Below are 23628 nucleotides of genomic sequence, written 5' to 3'. Positions count from 1 at the left end.
CTGGAGGATACAGAAATGGAATTTCGAACGAAAATAGTGCTAGGCAGTAAGACGGCAACAGGGTTTCAGGTGCCGGATGAAGTGGTGGAAGGCCTCGGTTCCGGCAAAAAACCCCAAGTTACGGTCACCATCGGCAAGCATACCTATCGCAGTACCATCGCCCCTATGGGAGGCGTATTCATGCTGCCGCTTAGCGCAGAGAACCGGCAAGCAGCGGGAGTTGCGGCGGGTGACGAAGTGACCGTTCAGATTGAGCTTGATACCGAGCCGCGCGAGATCACGGTACCCGATGATTTTTCCGCGACTCTGGATCAAAACCCGGTGGCACGACAATACTTCGATGGTTTGTCCTACAGTAATAAACGCCGCTTGGTGCTGTCGATCGAGGGGGCCAAGACGATGGAAACCCGGCAGCGGCGAATCGATAAGACCATCACGATGCTGAACGAGGGACGCTCACAGTAGAGATATTGCCGAATTAATGGGGGATATCATTCTGGTCGAGATGCCGGATCATTATACGTTGCAGTTTGCCCTCAAGGGTCCTGCGTCATAGATATTCATGATTAATATCCTTTGTTAATAGAAGAACCCGGTCTTGCTATTGGCAAGTTACCGGGTTCTTTGACGGTTGTATGGGGCTGGGTTATTTTAACGGAACCTGCTTGGACAATGCTTCAAATTGTTCCAGGTGAGGATTCACTTTGCTTTGAATGCTCTTGAAATAACGAATCGCGGCGTCATTTTTACGCTGTTCAGCCGCCGAGTTGGCAGGGAAGATCGAAGATTTTTTGTTGATGTTGCCGTTTTTGTAATGAACGCTGAACATCTTTCCGGCGGCCCAGGCTTGCTTCATGTTTTGATTGAAACCCATGATTTCGAGCGCTTCCTTGCCTTTCTTGTAGGTAAAGCTGTAGTCGGGATCCGCGACGGCATGAATGACATCGTATCCGCTTTGGAAGACGCCTGCCTGGAATGTCCCTTTCTGGATCTGATTCCATCGAACGGACCCGTCAGGCAATGTCACCTTATGCGTCAGGATGCCTTCGCCATCCATTTTGTCGTTGTTCCAGCGGCCGGTGTATACCACCTTATGCGATTCACCGTCTTCTTGGTATTCGTTAATGTACTTACCGTTTCCGGTGCGCTTCCCGTTAATGAATTCGCCGGAATATTGTTTGCCATTTCCCCACTTGATCGTTCCGCGACCATTGGGCTGGCCGTTGGCTGCTTCACCGTAATAGGATGTCCGTTCGGAGATCTGTATCCATTCCTTGCCGGAGGCCGCATCGACGGAAACCGGCAGCGAGGCTAATGAAGAGGCCATAAGCGAAGCTGAAAGTGTTAAGGTTACGGATAATGCCGTTATTTTTTTCATGAACATGTAGGCTCCTTTGTTGAGATGGTTCTATTATATACTTCGCTGGTTACTTCTTCATTCCTCTATACGTCCTATATAATGAAGCGGAAGAGGATGGTGACTTGAATGATTGGGCCTACTCGGATATGGTTATATTTTTGGATGCACAGGATAACGGGAGGGAACAGGATATGACACATGAAGAAAACGCCGCAGGCTGGGACGCAATTGACGAGCAGCTGTTGAAGCTGTACGGGGAGCAGGAGCCGAAACATTACGGAGCCCTAATTCCTTATGCTCTTGGAGGACCCGATCCGCTGAATGGAATCAGCGCTTATACGTCGAATGCCCCTTTTCCCCATTGGCATATGGTCACTTATGGCTTTAGCGAGCTGTATGACAAGGAGTCGGACAATCCGGAGGAGAGCGGTTACGGATTCGAATTGACGTTCAGGCTGGCTAAGCGGGAGGACGAGGAAGAGCCGCCGGCGTGGGCGCTAAATCTGCTTCAGAACATGGGGAGATACGTGTTTAACAGCGGGAATGTTTTTCGCTCGGGGGATTATTTGGATGCCAATGGGCCGATCTGCCTGGGAGCCGATACGCAATTGACCGCACTCGCCTTCACCCTGGATCCCGAGCTGCCGGGGATGGATACGCCGAATGGTCGGGTAGAATTCCTGCAGATGGTTGGCATCACACGTGAAGAGCTCGAGGCGATGCAGACATGGAATACGCTTGGCGTATTACAAGCTTGTGCGGAGTATATGCCGCAGTACATAACGGATCTGGATCGGGATTCGCTGCTGAAGGTGCCTTCGATTTTGGAAGCCGTTGATCGGGGGAGAAAACAAGAGGGCTCGAACACCGGATTTCTCTACGTGAGCCAGCTGGCTTTTGAACCGGGGAAGAAGGGCTGGTTAAGTAAAACCCCGGCTACCTTACAAATAGGCGCCAAGCAGGCCGAAATTATCGGGAAGCTGCTGCAGGGCCGAATTCTGAAAGATAACAAACTGAGCCTTGTAGGCTCGGATGTTCGGGTCGTATTTGAGCCGGGGGAAGAGAGCCGCTGGACTGCAGAGGATGGAGATGTTACCCTTGTTTTGGACGATCGGACCGCGGGTGAATTTTCAAGCCGATTGCTGCCGCAGGTCAGCACCTTCGAGCTTTTCTGGCTTGCAAGGAATTCGGATTGAAGTCCTGAAGACGGAAATCAAGGATCAAGAAGGAAATGTTGTACAAGTTATCGGATAGTACGGTGGAAAATAAGAATAACACAGATAGAAACAATTTCCTGTCCATATAAAATAGTTTACAATTTGAGTGATGTCTATATACTTATACTTTAAAGCGGTACATAAACATCTTGCTACAGGAAATGGTTCTGACAAAGGGAGGATTACATTGAAAACATCTATTAAAGTAGGGATCGTAGGTTATGGAAATTTGGGCAAAGGCGTACAGAAAGCCATCGGGCAAAATCCGGATCTGGAGCTGGTAGCCATCTTCACGCGCAGAGACCCGCAGCAAATGCCGGCCAATTCCGGTGCTCGCTTCGAGCATATATCAGCGGCAGAGCAATATATCGGCAAGATTGACGTTATGATTCTGTGCGGCGGTTCGGCTACGGATTTGCCTGAGCAAACACCGCAGCTTGCCAGCATGTTCAATACGGTAGACAGCTTTGACACACACGCGAAAATCCCTGAGTTTTTCGAGGAAGTCAACAAAGCGGCGATGGGCGGAGGCCATGTCAGCGTCATTTCGACAGGCTGGGATCCGGGCTTGTTCTCCATGAATCGTCTGCTTGCCGAAGCGATTTTGCCGGAAGGTAAGGATTATACCTTCTGGGGCAAAGGCGTGAGCCAGGGCCACTCGGATGCCATCCGTCGTGTTCCCGGGGTAAAGGCGGGCGTTCAATACACGGTTCCAGTAGAAGAGGTTATCAACCAAATCCGTTCTGGTGAAACACCGGAGCTTGCCACACGCGAGAAGCACCGGAGAGATTGCTTCGTCGTAGCGGAAGAAGGCGCGGACCAAGAGCAAATCCGTCAAACGATTGTGTCGATGCCTAACTATTTTTCCGATTACGATACAACCGTAACTTTCATTACGCAAGAAGAGCTTGAAGCTGAGCATGCAGGCATGCCTCATGGCGGATTTGTCATTCGCAGCGGCGTAACCGGAAGCGGTAATAAACAAATTGTTGAATTTGGCCTGAAGCTTGACAGCAATCCGGAATTTACGGCCAGTGTGCTGGTATCTTATGCAAGAGCTGCCCATCGTTTGAGCAGAGAGGGACAGCAAGGCGCCAAGACGGTGTTTGATATCCCGCTGGGATACTTATCTCCAAAATCGGCTGAAGAGCTCCGCAGCGAGCTTCTATAAGCTGCAAAAAGCCCTGCCGCATATGCGGCAGGGCTTTTTTTGTTCTTATTTATACGATACCTTGTGCGATCATGGCATCAGCTACTTTAATAAAACCTGCGATGTTGGCACCAGCCACAAGATTGCCGGCTACGCCATATTCTTCTGCAGCATCTACGGCACTGCTGTAGATGTTTTTCATGATCTGATGGAGCTTTGCATCCACCTCTTCAAAGGTCCATGACATTCTCATGCTGTTCTGGCTCATCTCCAGCGCGGATACGGCAACCCCGCCTGCATTGGCGGCTTTAGCCGGTCCGAACAGCACGCCGCTGCTGATGAACTGCTCAATCGCTTCCAGCGTGGAAGGCATATTGGCTCCCTCACCGATGGCTTTTACGCCGTTCATGATGAGTGTCTTCGCTGCTTCTTCATCCAGCTCGTTCTGCGTGGCGCATGGAAGCGCGATGTCGCATGGAATGTTCCAGATGCCCGTGCAGCCTTCGGTATACTCGGCATGCGGGTGAATCTTGACGTATTCGCTGATCCGCAGGCGATCCCGTTCCTTGAGCAGTTTGACGGTCTCGAGGTTAATTCCGTCCGGATCATACAGGTATCCGTTGGAATCACTGCAGGCGATGACGTGCGCACCGAGCTGCTGTGCTTTTTCAATCGCATAGATGGAGACGTTGCCCGAGCCGGACACCACGACGCGGCTGTCTTTGAAGCTAAGGCCCTGCGAAGCCAGCATCTCCTGTACGAAGTAGACGCAGCCGTAACCGGTTGCTTCCGTACGTGCCAGGCTTCCGCCATAGATGACGCCTTTGCCTGTCAGCACGCCGGCCTCATGTCCTCCGCGGATACGCTTGTATTGGCCGAACATATAACCGATCTCGCGAGCGCCGACACCGATATCGCCGGCAGGCACATCGGAATCAGGTCCGATATGGCGGTAGAGCTCGGTCATGAAGCTCTGGGTAAAACGCATGACTTCCTGATCGGATTTGCCTTTTGGATCGAAATCCGAGCCGCCCTTGCCGCCGCCGATGGGCTGGCCTGTGAGCGCATTTTTGAAGATTTGTTCAAAGCCAAGGAATTTGACGATGCCGGCATAAACCGAAGGATGGAACCGGATGCCGCCTTTGTACGGACCCAGCGCGCTGTTAAACTGGACGCGGAACCCGCGGTTTACTTGGGTTTTGCCTTGATCATCCACCCATGGTATACGGAAGGTGATCATTCGTTCAGGCTCGACAAGGCGTTCCAGAATACCGTGTTCCCGATATTTCGGATGCTGGGCTAAAACAGGGACGAGGGAATCGACAAATTCCCGGACGGCTTGATGAAATTCTTTCTCGTGCGGATCCCGGGCCACCACTTGGTTATAGATGGATTCCACATAGTCTTTCGCGGCATTAAGGGGTGAAGAAACAGAAATATTCGTAGTCACTTTTGCGATGCACTCCTTCAAATCGTTAAAGTAGAATTGCGTGATAAATCGTCGGTTTTGCTGGAAAAGAAAGCCTGTCTCGGACAATTTGTACTAAAACATTAAAAGTTTGCACTCAGCATTTTTAAGTTAAAAAGAATTTTATAGAATCTTGCCTCGTATTACCAATAAAATGTTTTTTGCAAACTCATTAAATATTTCTATAAAGTTGTCATTTGGTGTAAGTTAATAAGCCATAACCCCATGTTTCGTGTAGCGAAAATGCAAAAAATGATCCGAATTTGTCATGGAAAAATACAAATAAAAGGAACTTTGCCTTCAATTTTTTCGGCATGTTTCACGTCTGACTATATGGAAAAATTGGAATGTAATTACAGCGATTAAAGGCATGAAAAAGCTTTTTGCAGCGATGTTTATTTTGGCAATAAGTGCCTTGACGGCATAATAAAAAAAGATCGAAACATGCCCAAACGGCTGTTTCGATCTTCTTCTTATTCATATAAGGATAAGTCCGGCTTTATTTCGAAATATCGATAAATCCTTCGCCAAACACGTCGCGTACGTCGTGAATCGTGACAAAGGCATTTTTATCCTCCGCACGGACGATTTTTTTGAGCATGGAAACTTCCTGTTTACTGATGACGATGTAGAGCACATCTTTGGTCTGACCGGTGTAATATCCATAACCCCGAAGTACGGTCACCCCGCGGTCCATAATCTCCGTAACCCGAATCGCGATGCGGTCATGATGAGTCGAGATGATGGTAACGGCCTTTTTGGGATTCAAGCCCTCGATAATGAACTCCATCGCCTTGGTGCCAATATAGAGGATGACCACGGTGAACATCACCTTCTCGATCCCGATTACAAAGACGGACAGTCCGGCCACGATCAGGTCAAAGAACAGCAGGGCATAACTGATATTCCAATCCCAATATTTATTAGCCAGACGGGCCAATATCACCGTACCTGCCGTAGTGCCGCCAACCCGGACGATAAGTCCAATCCCGACGCCGGCAAACAGTCCGGCGAAGATGGCATTGATCACCGGCTCATCTGAAGCGATGTGCCAGTTCTCCGTCAAGTGCAGGAACAGGGAGTGAAAGGCAACAACGATAATGGTATAGACGGTCGTTTTTTTATCCAGAAGCTTATAGCCGACAATCAGCAAAATTCCGTTAATCACTATGCCGACCAGCGCCGGGGACCATTTCAGCACATAAAACAGAATAATCGATATCCCGGTGACGCCGCCTTCGCCAAAATCGTTGGGAATGACGAATAAATTGACGGCCAGCGCAAAAATAAATGCCCCGATAAGCAGCATGATCATATCAAACGCTCTTTTTTTCATACGATATACCTCCATGACTTTCAACAAGCTCACAAAAAAAGCGACTAAAGGAAAAAATCATCCTTTAATCGCTTTATGCAAACACAGGTTGCGCAGCTCTTTTGATACTCTCATTATAATAATCATTACATGGAATGTAAATGATTTTAATTCACTGAGCGTAGGTGACGACGGAAATGCCTGCGTTGTAGCCTCCCCTTGCAGGCGGGGCATTTTTTATGGGGTTTATCGAGAGGAAGGCGAGAATAGGAGCGCAACATTTCGAAATGGGGTCTGTGATAAAACTAAAAGTGAAAGAAGAAGAGGGGATGATGAGAACATGAATACATTGAATGGGAAAGTTGCTATGGTTACGGGCTCCAGCCGAGGCATCGGACGTGCCATCGCGATACGATTGGCGAAGGAAGGAGCGTTGGTAGCCGTTCATTATGGCAAGAACCATGAGGCGGCGGAAGAGGTCGTCAGCGAGATAACACGGGCTGGCGGAGAAGCTTTCTTGGTAGGGGCAGATCTCGCCTCCTCGGATGGAATAAGTGCTCTGTACGCGGCGCTGGATGAGACATTGAAAGCACGAACAGGTAATACGTATTTTGATATTCTGGTTAACAACGCAGGGATCGGCTTAGTGGAAACCATCGAGGAGACCACGGAGGAGAGCTTTGATGAAGTGATGCGAATGAACGTGAAGTCGCCATTCTTCATGATTCAGCAGGCTCTACCACGTCTTCGGGACGATGGGCGCATTATCAATTTATCTTCTGCAGTAACGCGAATTTCCTTGCCCAATATTCCGGCGTATACGATGACGAAGGGTGCCATTAATGCGCTGACCCTCTCTCTGTCGAGCCAGCTGGGTTCCCGCGGAATTACGATCAATGCGATCCAGCCCGGATTCGTTGCTACCGACATGAATGCTGCCATGCTTCAGGACCCGGCCTCATTCCAATTCGGAGCCGGTTATTCGATCTTCGGAAGATGGGGTGAGCCTGGGGATATCGCGGACATAGCTGCGTTTCTGGCATCTCCGGACAGCCGCTGGATCACCGGTCAATGCATCGATGCCAGTGGAGGTTCCCATCTGTGACCTCGGTCTTAGCCGCAAATCCATGAACATGGAAAGAGCCTCATTCCGGCGGCATGATTCCTTTTTCCGGTATTTCCTCTATAATGTTTGAAGAAGTTACAAGGCAGGAAGTACCAGGATGGAGGAAGGCCAAGGATGTGGAATATCGATTTTGAGCAGGCGTACGACAAACGCGTGGGTGCCACCGAAGAACAAATGGCCCGTTTTGTTAAGGAGTGGAATGCGGAGCTGTCTGCGGCAGAAATGGAGGACATCAAGGGAAGACAAGTGAATCCTTTTCACAAAACGTCTCCCTTTTACGACCAATATACGCCGCTCGATCCTGCAGGTTGGAAGCTGCCTCAGCGAAGTTTTCCCGCTAGCTATTTGGACTTGTTGAAGTACTCCAACGGTGGAGAGTTTCAACAGGGAGAACGTCTTTTTCAGTTCTTTGGCACGGATGATCTGAGGGAGATGAACCTGGCTTACGAGCTGCCGGAGTATATGCCGAACGCGGTATCGTTTGCCATGGATGGAAGCGGAAATCATTATATGTTCGATATGAGGGAAGAGCCGACAAACGGTGAATACCCGATTCTGTTCGCGCATTCAGGCAGCTTGGGTTATGAGGAGTGCGAACAGGTTGCGAATTCTTTGCCGGCGTTATGCACGGAGAAGTGGGAGCTGTATTGAGAAGGATAGGAATGCAAGCAGGGAAACCCAGGGTCCAATTGGGGGAAGGAGGAAGCGTAGGATTACTCTTATTGGCAGGGTTAGCATATCTTGAAGGAGAAGGGCCCGCGCGTAATGTGCGGGCTCTTCTATTTTGCGCTCAGCAGTCGTTCACGTACCATGTAACTATGTCATTAGGCCAGTACTTCGACAGTAAAACCGCCCGGAGCTTTAACGTAGAAGGTCCATCCGTGCGCTCTTTGAGGCGCTGTGACATCAAAGCCGTCATCGCTTAGACGCTGATGGATCTCATCTACCTTTGCTTCGCTTTCCTGTATAAAGCCGATATGAAACGTCTTGGGATAGTTGACCTCGGTACCCCGCATTAAGGTCAGCACCATCCCCTGATCGTCAAACAGTGCTGCAAACGACTGGCCACGCTCGCCTCCAATTTTGAGTCCGAAATAGGTTTGCAAAAATTCCTTTGCCGCGGTTACATCGGTGACGGTGAGGTTAAGATGGTTCAGTATCATAGCGTACACACTTCCTTTCCGGAGAATAAGTGATTCTTGATTCAAGCGTAGCACATGAATGCAAGTGGAGGGCTTACGCCGGTTTAGGCCCGGAACGGGTGACAAAACCCGTCACATAAGTTGAATGTTTCAGATAAGACTTCGTACAAGCAAGAATAGGGAAACGTATTTTGACAGTGATTCTGCTATAATAATCGGTAGATATCCCCCCTTATTCAGAAAAAAAGGTGAATTTTCATGCTTTCATTTACTAGACTAACCAAATGCAAACCCCCGATCCCGTAGTTTCTTTGCCAGCCAACTAGAGATTTTTTGAAATGATAAGGGGGATGTTAGCTGTGCAAAGAAAAATCTCAAATCCATCCATATGGCTATTGATTGTCCTTGTGGGTTTCCCGCAAATTAGTGAAACGATATATACACCATCATTACCGGATATTGCCCATCAATTGGGAGCAAGCAATAATGCAATCCAACTGACGCTCAGCATTTACTTTCTGGGCTTTGCCTTCGGCGTGTTTTGCTGGGGAAGGCTTTCGGATTCCATCGGACGTCGCCCTGCTATGCTGTGGGGCATCCTGGTTTATGGAATAGGCAGCTTGGGCTGCTATCTGTCCGGTTCGGCCGAATGGTTATTGGTGTGCCGATTCATTCAGGCCTTTGGTGCCAGCACCGGTTCGGTTGTCACCCAAACCATCTTACGTGAGAGCATCGATGGAGCGAAGCGTCATGCGGTGTTTGCCCAGATATCGGCTGCGCTTGCGTTTACGCCTGCTATTGGGCCGCTCATTGGCGGCTGGGTGGATCAATCTCTTGGCTTCCGAGCGGTGTTCTTGACGCTGGTTTTAATGAGTGCCGCCATTCTGGCGTATACCTGGGCTTCTCTGCCTGAAACCAGAGTAAAGGCTACCTTGAAGATTAATACTCTCTCCGTAGCCAAGCGTCTGGTCACTGACCGCAGAATATGGGGGTTCGGTTTTCTCATTGGAGCCACCAACGGCATATTGTTCAGTTACTATGCGGAGGCCCCGTTTATTTTTATTGATTTTTTTCAGATGAGTCCCGGCGGATTCGGTTTCTTCGGTATCTTTGTTGCGATGTCATCCATCCTGGGTGCGATGCTGTCGAAGAAACTGCTGACCAGGCTCCAGGCTGAGCGCATTATCGTGATTGGCACGATCATTACGATGCTGGGGGCCCTTTCCCATACCGTTCTTGCTGTTAGCGGAATTAACGCCACCCTAATGCATATGGTGTTGATGGTAGCGTGCATTTTTATTCTTCTGCTCGGTATCGGAATGGCGATTCCGAATTGCCTTAGTCTGGCGTTGAACCAATATGGAGATGTGCTCGGAACGGCAGGAGCGATCTTCGGATTGGGTTATTACATTGTCGTCAGCCTGATTACCAGCGGCATGAGCCTTCTTCACAATGGCTCGTTAATCACAATGCCCTTGTATTTTCTTGGGCTTGGGGTTGTCATGGTTTGCGTGAGCAAGAAGTTGCTGGATATACGCTAAGATAGTCCGGTATCTTGTTCAAGTTTCATATAGGATTGAAAAGAAGCTGTCCCCTTCCTAGCAGGAGGGGCAGCTTCTTCTTGTTCCACTGGATTAATAGAGCGGCGGTGGTACGCCTACCGATAAAAGATGCCCCGCAGGAGTGGAATATTTATCCATGGTTTGATGCCATTTTTTATGGGCATAAATCCTGGTGCCTAATTGTCATATGACATTTTGAAGTGACTTGGCATTGTGGGTGACGAAATGACACTTGTTGATATGACAAGCCATTTGCCATACTCGGTTCAGCCAGTTGTTATAAGGCAAATACATTTTGAGGAGAGACCCTGTATGAATAAAAAGATTCGCACCATCGCGGTTCTGTTATTATCCGCTATGGGAACGACCGCTATTATCCCACCTAGCAGCCGGACAGCTGCCGCAACAATGTCCACGACTAATGCACCAGGCTTTGAAAGTCATGAACGGGAAGTCTTCCCATATCTTTGATCCAAAAGGAACGATGACTCAAGGCGAATTCTCAGAAGTGCTGCTTCGCGCCCATGGGTGGCATAAACAGCCTTACATGATTGAACTCAATAAGAAGCAGATGAAAGCCGGACTGCCTAATTATCAGCCTAATTCTCCGATCACTAGACAAATGGCGGCGGTGATGATCCAAAACCTGAAGCAGGTAGAGCCTGGAACGAAGGTTAAACTGAGTGGCACAACGGATGCCTGGGCAGTTGAAGCCATCAAAGCGCTTATTTCTCAAGGGGATCATGGACCCGGATACCAAGGTTAAATCTGATGGCTCCATGAACTTCCGTTCAAAAGAACTTTTGAAACGTCAAGAGGCTAGTGCCTTGTTGGATCAAGCATTTAATTACTATACTTTACCGATTAGTCATTAATTTACCTGACTCGACTATAAACATGCTGAGACTGTCCTCCGTCCGAAACCTGACGAATTTCGATGCCCTGGCGGCATTGGATCACTTGGCCTTCCTCCATTTGTCGCTGCCGAAAGTCGAGCGCCTGTGCGATTTCTCTCATATAAAATCTTCGGCAGCTCGAACTGGATTACATGAAATCCCTGCAGGTGATGGACAACCTGTGGACCGCGGACCGGTTGGAGGTTCTAATGCTGAAGGAGATTCCTACAAGGATCAAGGCAGAAGTATTCGATGGCTTAACAAGAATGGAGTGCCTGCGCCAGATAGACTTCCGGTTTATCGATACCGGCAAAGGCCGAATTGCAGAACTCCGCAAGCGAATGGCGGAAGTAGGCAAAGAGTATCTTCTCTATGAGAATATCCCTGAGAAGAAGCGGATACGCTCGATGGCTCTTGAGCATCTGTCGGAAATTTTGATTAAGGAATGCAGGTGATCAACAAAATAATGGAAAGCCCGCTATGGTAGCGGGCTTTTTGCGATTTCAATCTTTGTATTCCTCTCCGCTCGCCACCCGGTTCTCGTCAAATGAGATCCAATCGCTCCATCTTCCGAAATATAGCTTCACGTTGGTATATCCAGCTTCCTACAGTGCAATCACGTTTGGGCAGGCGAAAGACGCCGGAGCCACATTAGACCATGAGTGCCACGTTCTATGTCCAATCCAATGCAGCCAGGCCGCGAGCATCAGATCGGTCCTTCGGTTCCTTTATAGTCTTCCAATTGCCACGATCAACGCCAGAACAACAAAAAAGATATTCACGCCGATCTCCCGGTACTCTTTTCGCCAAATATGAAACATCATCCCGAGCAGTGCGACCGCAGCCAAAGCCATCGCGGCGATCGGCGTAAGCACCGGAGCTATGTTCAGCGCCCACGGCAAAACAAGGCCCAGCGCTCCGAGTAGTTCTACGATTCCGATCAGAACAACTAGAGTTTTCGGTACATCCTTTACCCAGGACCATGTTTTTTTTGACGATTCGATACGAACGGTTTTCATCCATCCCGAATATACGAAGCCTGCCGCCAATATGATTTGTACGATCCATAACGTCACATTCATCTTTTCTTTTCCCCTCACTTGTTCGATTTCGATATCTGCCTCTATACTAAAGTGAGTAAGCCCAATCAGGAAGTAGGCACTTAAACCTAACCAGGTAACCAAAAGTAAACCCTTGGCATGATCAGAAAGTGAGGAATAAGAATGACGGTGTATTGCAAATTCGGAACCGCGCTGGAAATCCTCACGGGCAAATGGAAATCATTGATTCTTCTACGCCTGCTGAGCAACGGTACAATGCGGTTCAGTGAATTACAAAAAGCCATTCCGGATATTTCGAAAAAGATGCTGGCCCAGCAGTTGAAAGAACTGGAATATCACGATATTGTGCATCGCGAAGTGTATGCGCAAATTCCGCCAAAGGTCGAATACTCGATTACAGAGTACGGACAGCTCATGAAGCCCGTGCTCCAGACAATGAGCGACTGGGGGGCCGGGCATGTGCAGCATATGCAGAAGCTGTACGGCGAAGAAGACGAAGCAGAGGCAAAACCGTCCGACCTTCGGAAAATCGATTCCTTGCGGTAAACGTTTCAGTATTAAGGGCACGCTAAAAAAGCCCGCAAAGATCGCGGGCGTTTCCTTTTTTTAAGTATACAAATAAAAACGAACGCTTAACCCTCTTCCCCTGTAGCTACCGGATTCTCCTCATAGCTGATCCAATCGCTCCAGCTGCCCGCATACAGCTTCACATTGCCATAACCGGCTTCCTCCAGGGCAAGCACGTTCGGACAAGCGGTGACGCCGGAGCCGCAGTATACGATAATCTCGGCATCCTGCGGAATGTCGGAAAAATGCTTGCGAAGCGCGCCTGCATCCTTCCAATGTCCGGAGTCGTCCAGGACGCCCTTCCAGAAGTAGTTCACCGCACCCGGAATATGTCCGGCTTTGGCGTCCAACGGTTCCTCGGCTCCGGCATATCTGCGCGGTTCGCGTGAATCGATGAGGGTTTTGTTACCATGCTGCGAAGCCGCGCGCACCTCATCTACGAGGACGAGTTTATCGGGCTTAAGGTTGATGTCATAGGGTACCGGAATGACGATCGGCTGTTCATCCGTTACCGGATACGAAGCGTTCTTCCAAGCCGTAAAGCCTTCACCCAACACATAAGCCTGTTCATGCCCGGTGTATTTCAGCAGCCACCATAGACGGCTGGCCATGGCTCCGCCCTGGTCGTCGTAGATGACAACACGGCTGCTCTTCTGAATGCCGGACTGGCCGAGACGCTTTGCAAGCTGATCCATGTCCGGTAGAGGATGGCGTCCGCCATGTTGGGTGATAGGGGAGGAGAGGTCCTTCTCCAGGTCGAGGTAAACGGCACGCGGAATATGCGATTCCTCGTAAGCGGCTCGGCCGCTTTCCGGTTTCCCGAGGGCAAAACGGCAGTCGACGATGACCAGATTCGGTTCATAGAGTCTCGCCAGCAGCCATTTCATTGACACGATATTGTTCATATACCAGGACACCGCCTTCTATTAAGAAATAATGAGATTAAGTAACCGAATTATATCATATTGCTGCTTCCGATTACGTATATAACTAAAAAGTCGACCTGTCTCATAGAAGGATGAGATCAGGTCGACGATATGAGAAAATAATGGCAAGAATCAGGATAAACGCTTTATTTCTTGATAGCTTGAAGCAGCATGGATGTGTAAGCCTCGGCGCCTTCCGGCTCCAGATGGACACCGTCAGACCGGAAGTATTCCGGATGATCCTTACTGGCTGAATACCAATCCACCAGCGTAACTTTCGGGTTCTGGGCAGCTGCTTTTGCCAGCATGCCGTTCACATTCTGTTCCCAATCACGCGGAACCCGTGTGTTGATAAGCAGAATTTGCTTAGCTGAATCCAGAGGACGCAGAAGAGAATCCAGATCCTTTTTCGAGAAAGCGCCGTTGGTTCCCAGCCCGATGATGATAATGCCGCCATCTATCCAATTCTGGGTCTTCATGGCAGGGATCAGGTCATCGGCCTGACGCATTTGGCGGCCTATCTCTGCATCGATGTGAATGCCGGGCAGCGATTTCTCGAGATAAGGGGATACCCCGAGCATGACCGAATCCCCAATGGCCGTGACGGTGGACTGGGATACCGGAGGATTTTGAGGCTTATTCGTTGGCTGCGTTTGATTGCTCTTTCCGCCTGTCGTTTCGCTTCCCGAGTCCTTGGATTGATCCGGTTTATCGGCCTTCTCCTCACCAGGTTTACCCGCTTTATCTTCATTCGGTTGATCCGGGATTGTTTTTTCGGAATCAGCCTTATCCGGGTCTTCGCTCCCTGTGTCGGTGTTCTTGTCTTCGTTGTCAGCGTCAGTTCCAGCAGGAGGGTCCGGCTCTTCGTTTCCGACTGTATCTTCATCGCCAGAATGCGTCGCTTCGTTCGGAAGCGGCATTTCATCCGTTTCTTTAGCAGGGTCCGGCTTCTTAATAACACCAGGCTGCTTCGCATCGGTAGGCGGAGGGGAGATGTTCCCGTCGTCAGTGCCTGCAGGAAGCGGCGTTTGTCCTTGCGGTGGCTCCATCGCCCCGGACTCGCCGCCTTGTTTCTGATCCGGCTCCTCCGGGGCAGGATCATCAAGGTTCAGCATGGCAGCGATATCGCCTACCGTTCTCGCAGAAGATACGCTGCTCATCATCCCTGAGCAAAAAATACCGATTAGAATGAGCGAGCTTAGCGACACGACCCAGCCTCTTAATGAAATCGAAGCCGGACGGCGGCGAATGGAGCGGGCTTTAAACCACACTTTCTTCAGTCCGCCATGGCGTATCGGTTCTTCAACATACTTCCAGGATAGGGCGGCCAGCAGAACGCTTGCCGCGATTTGCAGTGCAACCTGAGGCAGACTCAGATTGCCTGTGCCGGATGCAGGTGAGGTCAGGATCATCACCGGGTAATGCCATAAGTAAATGCCATAGGATCGAACGCCAATCCACAGCAGGGGCTTCCAGCTTAACAAGCGGCTGATCGAAGCTGCAGGATGCGCCAACACCGCAACGAGGACGGCGGCGGCCAGAGAGAAGAGGAACATGCCCCCTTGATACAGGAACGAATCGTACCGGTCCACCCGCCACATCATGAACAGTATGATGAGCATTGCCACTGCGCCTGTTAGGTTGAGTCTGCGCCGGGCAGCCCTTGAAACATGGGTGGACAGCTTCCAACTGGGCCATACGATAGCAAGCCCTGCTCCGATGAGCAGACCAAACGCCCGGGTATCCGTTCCATAGTAGACCCGGCTAGGATCATCTCCCGGTTGATAGATCACTGCCATGGCGAGAGCTGAAATCGCGGCTCCGGCAGCAATGAAAGTGAACAGCTGTCCCCTGCGGGGGAATAGCTTGAGTACGGCTAACATGATTAGGGGCCACAGCAAGTAGAACTGTTCTTCCACGGCAAGCGACCAGAAATGCCCCAGTGGAGACGGCGGGCCAAATGATTCGAAATAAGATTGCTGCTGAAAAATAAACTGCCAGTTGCTTATGTATGTAACCGCACCGAGCACCTCACTCCGAAGCGTAGCCAGCCGAGATCGGTCAAATAGCGTAACCCACACCACCAGGATGAACAGCATGAGCAGCATGGCCGGCAGGAGACGTCGGAACCTTCGGATCCAGAAATCTTTCAGATCGATCCGGCGATGATGATGCCATTGCGATGCCAGAATATCCGTAATGAGATAGCCGGACAGTACGAAGAATAAACTGACTCCGAGAAAACCACCGCCTGCAAAACCGAAATTCCAGTGGTATCCCATCACTCCGATCAAAGCGAGGGCCCTCAGCCCATCAAGACCGGGCATGTAGCGTGAATGTGGCTTATCTGATGCCGGCACGGGAGATCACTCCTTTCGAAGGATCTGCGCTTACGCCGCCCTGGAACAGCCGCTGCGATAATATGTAGGACATATTCTCAAACGTCTGGGTGCTGAATAGTGAATGTGTCATTTGGAACATGGTAAACCTTCCCTTTCCTTTATAGGAGGATATCTTAAATTAAGGAGACGCTTATCGAATCCTGTAATATCCTGCAACACGATGTCATAGCTAATACTATCATTCCAGGAAAAACAGAAGGTGACAAAAAAGTGAAGCTACGGCTACATTATGATGTCAATAATAAAACAGATTTTTCATTTGAAAGGATAAGTCTACACATCTCGTTATCCATGATTCGGTAACCAATTGTTAGCTGTATCGCAATAGGCCATAAGAAAGAGGAGGTCCCTGCCTCCTCCAACATCAGGATGATTCGCCATCCATGATTTCCCTTTTATTAATGTAGAATATGGGTCAGATCGCCGCTCCCTGCCGTTTACGAAAAAAGGTTTTGAGTGCCTCGTACACTTCCCCTTTGTCTTTAATGACATGATACATGAATTGGTCCAGCTTGATATTCTTATAAGCCGACATCAGCGTGCTGCTGCGATTGTATTGATTGACCTCGCCATAACCGAACATATTGCTGACCTTCAGCAGTTCGCCGATGAGTTTGACGCAGCGTTCATTGTCGGATGTGAGGTTATCGCCGTCGGAGAAGTGGAAGGGATAAATGTTGTATTTGGAAGGGGGATAACGGTGATGAATGATATCAAGCGCCTTCTGATAAGCGGATGAACATATGGTTCCGCCGCTTTCACCCCGTGTGAAGAACTCTTCTTCGGTCACTTCTTTTGCCTCGGTATGGTGGGCGATAAACACGATTTCGACTTTCTCGTACTGCTTGCGAAGGAAGCGGGTCATCCAGAAGAAAAAGCTGCGCGCGCAGTATTTCTCGAAGGAGCCCATGGATCCGGACGTATCCATCATGGCGATAATGACCGCATTGGATTCCGGGATGACGGTGTCGTCCCAGGTCTTGTAACGCAAGTCGTCCGGACTGATTCCGTGGATGCCGGGTTTGCCGTCTCTTGCATTGCGGCGCAAATTCTCCAAGATGGTGCGTTTCTTGTCAATGTTGGACATGATGCCTTTTTTGCGGATGTCGTTGAAGACGATGGACTCTGTCTCGATCTGCTCTTTATCCTTGGGCTGCAGCAGCGGGAGCTCCAGTTCCTCAAACAGCATATTCTCCAGTTCTTCCAGGCTGACCTCGGTTTCCACGATGTCCTGCCCTGCCTGATCGCCGGCCGATTCTCCCTTACCGGGCTGGGCTGACGAAGGGTCGCGTCCAAGGACGTCCCCAACCTGACTGTCACCGTCGCCCTGACCGACATGCTTTTGCTTTTGATAGTTATAGATGAAACGGTATTCGTCAAGGCTGCGGATCGGAACTTTGATGATCTGCTTTCCGTCGGACAGAATAATGTTTTCCTCGGTAATAAGGTCGGGCAGGTTGCGTTTGATGACTTCACGAATTTTATGCTGATGACGTACCTGATCCTGATAGCCCTTGCGGTGCAGCGACCAGTCTTCACGGGATACGACAAACGACAGGGCGTCTTCATTTTGCATGGACAGTCACCTCCCAAGTATTGCCTTGACACGGTTGCCGTCTTTTTGGCTGTAGTAATTCATTATATTCGGGAGAAAGAGCGATATGTGAGTATCAATCCGGGTTTGTCATGAAAAAGACACTTAACCCGAGATGAATCAGGCAAGTGTCTTGAAGTGGTACTCCTTAAGCATTTAATACGAATAAGAAAAGAGCTCCGATGGTGATGATGACTACGCCGTTCACGATGGTGGCAATCACGGCGACAGCACGCTTGCGTGTTTTGGATAAGCAGCCTACAACGCCAAGCACCAAGCCGGTGATATTGATGATCATCACGATGATGAACACGGCCGCCAGCGTGGTCATCGCTTCCAGCGTTTCCTGAGTCGGCTCAAGGAGCGGTCCGTTCTCCGTCATGTATGGCTCAATCATCGTGGTGCCGAGCGCGCCGAGCAGAATATACCCGAGCAGCGTCACGATCGACAAGATGAATGAGGCGATGCCGAAGCGGGAGTTTTTTCTATCCTCGGGTGGAATAAAGGTGGTTTTGGGTCGCTTAGGTGAACCTTGGTCCTCGGATGGGGAGGCAGGTGATTGTTGATCCATGTACATAATCGCTCCTAACATAAGAATTCATTCTCTAATGGGTTCGTGTGGTCTTCAATAAAAAGACATCCTTATTAATCTTTCACAAAATGGCCCTGAAATCAAGTCCAAAGCGTCTCACATGCCGGTGGAAAAGCTTCCTTGAATCCGTTACACTTAATTTGATTACATAAGGACACGGGTGTCCGCTGAAAAAAGGGGTTGAAGAGGCATGAGTCGTAGATTCATCGCATGGGGTTCGATCCTGATGGCATTATCTGTCGCTATCGGGGCATTCGGCGCCCATATGCTGGAGGATAAGATTACGCCGGACGAACTTGCCATTTATGAGACCGGAGTCCATTATCATATGATTCACGGACTTGCGGTGCTGATTACGGGGATTGTGGCGAAGGTTCTTGGCGAATCCCGGAAGCTGTTCTGGGCAGGGACTTTATTCATTGCGGGAACCGTCATATTTTCCGGAAGTCTCTACGTGTTAAGTTTATCGGGCTTGAAGTGGCTCGGTGCGATTACGCCGATCGGCGGTGTATCCTTTATCGTGGGCTGGCTGATGCTGATGTCTTCGGCGTTGTCCCGAAAAAATGCTTGATATTAAAAAAAACGGCTTCACCGATCCCTTCTTATGGGGCGGCGAAGCCGTTTTTTGATGAATACCGTGGACTTAATACCGACTCAGCTGACGCTGAACTCATCAATTTCATTGAGCTTGAAGGTATACACCTGTTTCTCATCGACATGATAGACGTTGACCAGGAAATTGCTTTCATCATAGTTGAGAATTCGGCAGGGAAGACTTGTCTGCTTACCGTGGCGGTTGGTTGTCAGGCGAACAAGGCGATTGTCCTTACTGTATACTTTTATCCATTCAAAGGGATCACTTCCGGTGAGTGGAGTTTGGACAGGAGGAGCGCTTGCAGCGATCTTTTTTTCCGGCGAGGAAGCCGCAGGTGGCGCAGGTTTCTCTATCTGAGAAGCGGCAGAAGCCATCTTCCCGGAGGCTTTGCTAATAACGGAATCTTTCTTGGCTTGAACCAAGGTGTTGATAATTTCTCCAAGTTCCATTCCGGACTTAACCCGGAAATCGACGACTTCAGCCTTGTCGTTCAGCATTTCCAGCAAATATTGCAAAGCCAGTGCGTTGGAGGAACTCTTGACCAGAATATCAACGTTGAATAAAAAGCCGTTATCGTCGGTGGCAGGAATTGTGTTCATAGCTTTTATTATTCACCAGCTTTCACATTGTTTCTACTGAATCAAATATACCATAATTTTCGAATATTCATAGTCCTAATGTCATGCATATTTCATCTTTATTCTAATGACTTACGAGTCATTCGCACCATTACGTGTGGGCTGGAATGCATAATATGAGAGACATTCGCACCATGTCGGTTCCAAAAGAATAAACATAATTCTAAGCCGACGTGAGGGGAGGTTTGTTGATATTGGTGACTTTACTGCCGATCGATATTGAAGGACATACCGTTATGGGCGTCGAAGTAAAGCTTCCGAAAACAACGCTGCTGGCCGTATACACTTCCCGCGGCTATATTATGTGCGGTGCACTCGATGTGGGCCTTCTTAACGAAAAGCTTGCTGACCGCAAGATTATCGCAGGAAGAGCCGTAGGGGTTCGCACATTGGAGCAGCTGCTGGAGGCGCCGCTGGAATCGGTAACCCTGGAGGCAGAGAAGTGGGGCATTCATCCTGGCTTGGCCGGCAAGGATGCGATCCTGCGCATGTTATGAGTCATGTATGCCTTCTGTTCCAAGAGTGATTCCTGTGCGGATCGCTCTTTTTTTGGAGATAACAAGGTTTAGACTTCAGATGCACTAAAATGCAAACCGTAAAAAAACGGACAATTCGGCTGGGGGCCGGTTGTCCGTTTTATGATGCCATAAAACATTTGGCGGATATAGCGGTTATTCGAACAAGCTTTTTAAGCTCTCATGATAAGGAGCTTGCACGACGCCTTTTTCCGTAATGATGGCTGTCACATATTCATTCGGCGTAATGTCGAAGGCAGGGTTGTACACTTTTACGCCTTGCGGAGCTGTGCGCTTGCCGAAACCTTCCGTGATCTCTTCGGCAGGACGTTCCTCAATCGGAATATCGGCGCCTGTCTTCGTATTCAGATCAATTGTGGACAGCGGGCAAGCTACGTAGAAAGGAATGCCGTGAGCTTTAGCAAGTACCGCTACTCCGTACGTTCCAATCTTGTTTGCGACATCGCCGTTTGCGGCAACGCGATCCGTACCGACGATAACCGCTTGGATCCAGCCTTTGGACATAACCATGGCGGCCATGTTATCCGCCAGCAGTGTAACGTCAATCCCCGCCTGCTGCAGTTCAAAAGCAGTTAAACGCGCGCCTTGCAGGACAGGTCTTGTCTCATCCGCGAACACCTTGATGTTCAGGCCCTGCTCATGAGCCAGATACATCGGCGCCAGGGCGGTACCGTATTTGGCAGTTGCCAATCCGCCCGCGTTGCAGTGGGTGAGCACGCCCATGCCGTCCTGGAAGAACGGCAGCGCGTTTTCACCAATGCGGCGGCATACATCCTCATCCTCGGCACGAATGGCTTCGGCTTCGGCGAGCAGCGCCGCGTTCAGTCCGGCTGTATCGAGATCCGAAGCTGCCAGCTTCTCAGCCGCAAGCTTGATACGGTCCAGCGCCCAGAACAGATTGACGGCTGTCGGTCTGGACGTTGCGAGATAAGCGCAAGTTTTTGCGACTTGTTGCAGCCATCCCTCGTTATCGTCGGCTTCAACCTGCATGCCGCCAAGGACTGCGCCGAATGCTGCCGCGATGCCGATAGCCGGCGCGCCGCGGACTTTCATGGAGTGAATGCCTTCCCAGACTTCCTCCGGTGTGAAGAGCTGAAGATAGACAATCTCTTCCGGGAGCAATCGCTGGTCCAGCAGGACCAGATGGTCTCCCCCCCAATAAACGGAGCTTAGCGGCTCATAGGTGCTGGCATTGCCGGTAGTCATACCGCTCATATCGATACCTCGTTTCCTTTAGTTGCTTGCGTAATCAAAGTTAAAATGTCTTCAAATGACTTGATGCTGCGATGATGTCGCACGAGATTTTTGCCGATGGCCAGCGCTTTGCGCTGCGCAGCTTCTCTGGCTTGATCATCGGCTATGGTGTCGATGTCCGCAACATGGGACAATCCGACGATGCGCCGAATCATTTTGCAGCCCGCGAATCCTGCAGTATCCTTCAAAATCTGTGATACATAGTGGTCCTGATAGCCTGGCGTGCGGGACATCTCGTCCAAGAGATCATCATTCCACAGCGCGCGGAAGTTGTTCTCGAAGTGGGTCCAGACGTCGCTTGCCATCTCGAGGAGTCTGGCTTCCCGGGCAGCCAGCGTATGCTCGTCCCGACTCCAGCCCGGCTGTGACGCATAGTTTAGCAGCAGGTTGCCGATGACCGCACCGATATCGAATCCCATCGGACCGAAATAAGCGAATTCCGGGTCGATTACCTTGGTGGATTCCGGCGTGACGAAGATGCTGCCTGTATGCAGATCCCCGTGCAGAAGAGCCTGTGCGTGAGTCAGAAACTTCTCCCGAAGCAGCGCGACCTCAAAGTGAAGCGGCAGGTCGGCGCGTAGGGCTTCCGCTTCATCAGCTATGCTCTGCGCATAATTGTTATTGGCGGATTCGCGGTATGGATCTTCGAAGATTAAGTCTTCGGTGATTTTGCATAAATCCGGATTGACAAAGCGGCCGGCAAGTTCCTTCTTCTTCTGTTGATTCATCCCGAGATCCGACGTGTAGAACAACGTTCTGGCCAGGAAGCGGCCGATATGCTCTGCGAACTTCGGATAGTCATTGCCCTCAATCAGGCCTTTGCGCATGATGGTATACTCGCTCAGGTCTTCCATTACGGTGTAGGCGAGCTCATCCGAATAACCGTATACTTCGGGCACAAGGTCGGGGCAAATGGAGTACTCCGTCTCCAGCGCCAGTCGTTCGATGCGGGCCCGGTCGAGAGACAGCGGCCAAGATTCGCCTACAACTTTTGCATAAGGAACAGCTTGCTTGATAATGATACTATCAGCCGTATTTTTGGCGGTGACATGAAACACCAGATTGAGATTGCCGTCGCCGATTTCGCGGCATTCGAGCTGGGCATGGTCCGGGAACCGGCCCGGTATACTTTTAGCTAATTGTATAGCTTCTTCCGCGTTCAGCGGATGATATGCAGACATGGATGGTCACCCCCAAATAGAATAGAAGAAAAACAAAGCCAACTTTTTTGCTTGGTATTACCTAGTATAACGTTTTTTCGCGAATTTTGTATAATTTTTTGGCAAGACGAAAGGTTTGCGAAACTGATTCGCTTCGTAGTCCTAAGGGTAAACTACAAATAGACGCCCAAGCACAGGATGTACTCATATATTAATGAAGGATTAGCATTAGCAGATGGTACCAGTTACAATGGGTATACACCGCTCTGCCGAATGTTCCTTTGACGCAGTACAGGGTGCATTTCATATAGAAAAGGAAGGGATTAACCATGGCAAAAACTACATCTGGCAAAGCTGCAGGAAAAACGAAGAACGCAAGTCTGGAGCAATTGTTGAATCAACAGGTTGCGAACTTTAACGTGCTCTATGTCAAACTTCACAATTATCACTGGTATGTAACCGGAGAGCAATTCTACTCCCTTCATGTTAAATTCGAAGAATTGTATGATGAAGTTACGCTTAAAATGGATGAGGTTGCGGAGCGCTTGCTGTCGATTAAAGGCAAACCGGCTGCAACGATGAAAGAATATTTGGAACTTGCGACCGTCCAGGAGGCTTCAGGCAACGAGGATACCCGCGGCATGGTACAAGCCTTGATTGAAGACTTTGCAACCATATCCGAGGAGCTGGCGGAAGGCATCGAAATGGCCGAGGAAGCCGGCGATGCGCCAACAGCGGACATGTTCACCGGATTTAAGGCTGACCTTGAGAAGCACATGTGGATGCTGCGTTCGTTCCTTGGATAAAGCGTGAATACAACAGAATGCTGCCTGTTCTTCCCTTGTATTTGCAAGAGCTGAGGGTGCCGGTTATCGTGCCGTGCGCCCGTAGAGCTCATGATGTTGACCTGGGCACCGTCTGTCAACGCGCGATAACGCCGGTGCCGGATGCCGTAATAGACTCTCGGGAGCAACCGCAAATATGGTGGGGAACAGGGTGAACGAAACAGGCTTGACCGGGCTATCGGTCATGCCTGTTTTTTAATTGTTACGGTTGTCCGAATGTTG

The 23628-nt window shown here is 49.8% G+C and carries 25 protein-coding genes and 2 pseudogenes; 12 read left to right on the top strand and 15 right to left on the bottom strand.

The annotated features are described in order from the left end of the window. Nucleotides 1–15 precede the first annotated feature (15 nt). Entirely contained in the window at nucleotides 16–465 is a 450-nt protein-coding gene (locus tag AC0VZ8_RS26490) for a YdeI/OmpD-associated family protein (RefSeq protein WP_475484967.1), read from the top strand. 181 nt (nucleotides 466–646) lie between these two features. Here AC0VZ8_RS26490 and AC0VZ8_RS26485 read toward each other — a convergent pair whose 3' ends face one another. Then, a complete protein-coding gene (locus AC0VZ8_RS26485) occupies nucleotides 647–1378 on the bottom strand; it encodes an MORN repeat-containing protein (protein ID WP_475484966.1) in 732 nt (243 codons plus the stop codon). 173 nt (nucleotides 1379–1551) lie between these two features. Here AC0VZ8_RS26485 and AC0VZ8_RS26480 point away from each other — a divergent pair. Continuing rightward, a pseudogene (locus AC0VZ8_RS26480) lies at nucleotides 1552–2614 on the top strand (suppressor of fused domain protein). Nucleotides 2615–2764: 150 nt separating this feature from the next. After that, nucleotides 2765–3748 carry a diaminopimelate dehydrogenase gene (locus tag AC0VZ8_RS26475; RefSeq protein WP_071217940.1) on the top strand — a complete coding sequence of 328 codons (984 nt, stop codon included), beginning with the start codon at nucleotides 2765–2767 and terminating at the stop codon, nucleotides 3746–3748. Nucleotides 3749–3797: 49 nt separating this feature from the next. On the opposite strand, the gene gdhA is transcribed toward AC0VZ8_RS26475, so the two are convergent. Both gdhA and AC0VZ8_RS26465 read right to left on the bottom strand, forming a co-directional pair. After that, nucleotides 3798–5177, bottom strand: coding sequence for an NADP-specific glutamate dehydrogenase (gene gdhA, locus AC0VZ8_RS26470; RefSeq protein ID WP_071217941.1), 1380 nt, complete (start codon nucleotides 5175–5177; stop codon nucleotides 3798–3800). 517 nt (nucleotides 5178–5694) lie between these two features. Next, nucleotides 5695–6531, bottom strand: a complete 837-nt coding sequence (locus AC0VZ8_RS26465; RefSeq protein WP_071217942.1) for a YitT family protein — start codon at nucleotides 6529–6531, stop codon at nucleotides 5695–5697. 319 nt (nucleotides 6532–6850) lie between these two features. Between AC0VZ8_RS26465 and AC0VZ8_RS26460 the strand changes: the two genes are divergently transcribed. Both AC0VZ8_RS26460 and AC0VZ8_RS26455 read left to right on the top strand, forming a co-directional pair. Then, nucleotides 6851–7615 (top strand): SDR family oxidoreductase, encoded by a 765-nt coding sequence (locus tag AC0VZ8_RS26460; protein WP_475484965.1) that lies wholly within the window; start codon nucleotides 6851–6853, stop codon nucleotides 7613–7615. A 135-nt stretch (nucleotides 7616–7750) separates the two neighbouring features. Beyond that, a complete protein-coding gene (locus AC0VZ8_RS26455; RefSeq protein ID WP_475484964.1) occupies nucleotides 7751–8287 on the top strand; it encodes an SMI1/KNR4 family protein in 537 nt (178 codons plus the stop codon). 173 nt (nucleotides 8288–8460) lie between these two features. Here AC0VZ8_RS26455 and AC0VZ8_RS26450 read toward each other — a convergent pair whose 3' ends face one another. Continuing rightward, nucleotides 8461–8799, bottom strand: coding sequence for a VOC family protein (locus tag AC0VZ8_RS26450; protein WP_475484963.1), 339 nt, complete (start codon nucleotides 8797–8799; stop codon nucleotides 8461–8463). Between the two features lie 338 nt (nucleotides 8800–9137). Here AC0VZ8_RS26450 and AC0VZ8_RS26445 point away from each other — a divergent pair, with 338 nt between their 5' ends. Further along, nucleotides 9138–10319 (top strand): multidrug effflux MFS transporter, encoded by a 1182-nt coding sequence (locus AC0VZ8_RS26445; RefSeq protein ID WP_071217947.1) that lies wholly within the window; start codon nucleotides 9138–9140, stop codon nucleotides 10317–10319. Nucleotides 10320–10782: 463 nt separating this feature from the next. Next, entirely contained in the window at nucleotides 10783–11106 is a 324-nt protein-coding gene (locus AC0VZ8_RS26440; protein ID WP_475484962.1) for a hypothetical protein, read from the top strand. A gap of 110 nt (nucleotides 11107–11216) precedes the next feature. On the opposite strand, the gene AC0VZ8_RS26435 is transcribed toward AC0VZ8_RS26440, so the two are convergent. Beyond that, entirely contained in the window at nucleotides 11217–11357 is a 141-nt protein-coding gene (locus AC0VZ8_RS26435; RefSeq protein ID WP_235612957.1) for a hypothetical protein, read from the bottom strand. Between the two features lie 88 nt (nucleotides 11358–11445). On the opposite strand from AC0VZ8_RS26435, the gene AC0VZ8_RS26430 reads away from it, so the two are divergent. Then, the gene (locus AC0VZ8_RS26430; protein WP_475484961.1) at nucleotides 11446–11691 is read left to right on the top strand and encodes a hypothetical protein; all 246 of its coding nucleotides are present in this window, start codon (nucleotides 11446–11448) and stop codon (nucleotides 11689–11691) included. Between the two features lie 48 nt (nucleotides 11692–11739). On the opposite strand, the pseudogene AC0VZ8_RS26425 reads toward AC0VZ8_RS26430, so the two are convergent. Together AC0VZ8_RS26425 and AC0VZ8_RS26420 are read right to left on the bottom strand one after the other, a co-directional pair. After that, a pseudogene (locus AC0VZ8_RS26425) lies at nucleotides 11740–11887 on the bottom strand (sulfurtransferase); the annotation flags it as partial. A 77-nt stretch (nucleotides 11888–11964) separates the two neighbouring features. Then, complete coding sequence (locus tag AC0VZ8_RS26420) at nucleotides 11965–12318, bottom strand: DoxX family protein (protein WP_475484960.1); 354 nt, start codon at nucleotides 12316–12318, stop codon at nucleotides 11965–11967. A 141-nt stretch (nucleotides 12319–12459) separates the two neighbouring features. Between AC0VZ8_RS26420 and AC0VZ8_RS26415 the strand changes: the two genes are divergently transcribed. Next, a complete protein-coding gene (locus tag AC0VZ8_RS26415) occupies nucleotides 12460–12843 on the top strand; it encodes a winged helix-turn-helix transcriptional regulator (protein ID WP_475484959.1) in 384 nt (127 codons plus the stop codon). An 86-nt stretch (nucleotides 12844–12929) separates the two neighbouring features. Here the strand turns inward: AC0VZ8_RS26415 and AC0VZ8_RS26410 are convergent, their stop codons facing one another. The 5 genes from AC0VZ8_RS26410 to AC0VZ8_RS26390 form a co-directional block, all read right to left on the bottom strand. Further along, nucleotides 12930–13769, bottom strand: a complete 840-nt coding sequence (locus AC0VZ8_RS26410; protein ID WP_475484958.1) for a sulfurtransferase — start codon at nucleotides 13767–13769, stop codon at nucleotides 12930–12932. Nucleotides 13770–13936: 167 nt separating this feature from the next. Next, on the bottom strand, nucleotides 13937–16150 hold the full coding sequence (locus tag AC0VZ8_RS26405) for an acyltransferase family protein (protein WP_475484957.1): 2214 nt from the start codon (nucleotides 16148–16150) through the stop codon (nucleotides 13937–13939). Beyond that, nucleotides 16134–16271 (bottom strand): hypothetical protein, encoded by a 138-nt coding sequence (locus tag AC0VZ8_RS26400; RefSeq protein ID WP_201259340.1) that lies wholly within the window; start codon nucleotides 16269–16271, stop codon nucleotides 16134–16136. Before AC0VZ8_RS26400 ends, AC0VZ8_RS26405 begins: the two co-directional genes overlap by 17 nt. 336 nt (nucleotides 16272–16607) lie before the next feature. Further along, nucleotides 16608–17768, bottom strand: coding sequence for a sporulation protein YhbH (gene yhbH / locus AC0VZ8_RS26395; RefSeq protein ID WP_113057531.1), 1161 nt, complete (start codon nucleotides 17766–17768; stop codon nucleotides 16608–16610). 166 nt (nucleotides 17769–17934) lie between these two features. Continuing rightward, on the bottom strand, nucleotides 17935–18357 hold the full coding sequence (locus tag AC0VZ8_RS26390; protein WP_233355059.1) for a hypothetical protein: 423 nt from the start codon (nucleotides 18355–18357) through the stop codon (nucleotides 17935–17937). Between the two features lie 211 nt (nucleotides 18358–18568). On the opposite strand from AC0VZ8_RS26390, the gene AC0VZ8_RS26385 reads away from it, so the two are divergent. Next, the gene (locus AC0VZ8_RS26385; RefSeq protein WP_071218021.1) at nucleotides 18569–18949 is read left to right on the top strand and encodes a DUF423 domain-containing protein; all 381 of its coding nucleotides are present in this window, start codon (nucleotides 18569–18571) and stop codon (nucleotides 18947–18949) included. An 83-nt stretch (nucleotides 18950–19032) separates the two neighbouring features. On the opposite strand, the gene AC0VZ8_RS26380 is transcribed toward AC0VZ8_RS26385, so the two are convergent. Beyond that, nucleotides 19033–19572, bottom strand: coding sequence for a hypothetical protein (locus AC0VZ8_RS26380; RefSeq protein ID WP_235612961.1), 540 nt, complete (start codon nucleotides 19570–19572; stop codon nucleotides 19033–19035). Between the two features lie 233 nt (nucleotides 19573–19805). Here AC0VZ8_RS26380 and AC0VZ8_RS26375 point away from each other — a divergent pair, with 233 nt between their 5' ends. After that, nucleotides 19806–20108, top strand: a complete 303-nt coding sequence (locus AC0VZ8_RS26375) for a YunC family protein (RefSeq protein WP_113057527.1) — start codon at nucleotides 19806–19808, stop codon at nucleotides 20106–20108. 174 nt (nucleotides 20109–20282) lie between these two features. Here AC0VZ8_RS26375 and mtnA read toward each other — a convergent pair whose 3' ends face one another. Continuing rightward, the gene (gene mtnA / locus AC0VZ8_RS26370; protein WP_220684112.1) at nucleotides 20283–21362 is read right to left on the bottom strand and encodes an S-methyl-5-thioribose-1-phosphate isomerase; all 1080 of its coding nucleotides are present in this window, start codon (nucleotides 21360–21362) and stop codon (nucleotides 20283–20285) included. Then, nucleotides 21359–22582, bottom strand: a complete 1224-nt coding sequence (gene mtnK / locus AC0VZ8_RS26365; protein WP_475484956.1) for an S-methyl-5-thioribose kinase — start codon at nucleotides 22580–22582, stop codon at nucleotides 21359–21361. The genes mtnA and mtnK overlap by 4 nt, the downstream gene beginning before the upstream one ends. 308 nt (nucleotides 22583–22890) lie before the next feature. Here mtnK and AC0VZ8_RS26360 point away from each other — a divergent pair, with 308 nt between their 5' ends. Further along, on the top strand, nucleotides 22891–23367 hold the full coding sequence (locus AC0VZ8_RS26360; RefSeq protein ID WP_475484955.1) for a Dps family protein: 477 nt from the start codon (nucleotides 22891–22893) through the stop codon (nucleotides 23365–23367). Nucleotides 23368–23628: the final 261 nt, after the last annotated feature.

The organism is Paenibacillus sp. QJM3NY_38, from assembly GCF_056173265.1.
The sequence above is the reverse complement of the archived record's forward strand: the minus strand, read 5'-3'. Positions and strand labels throughout refer to the sequence as shown.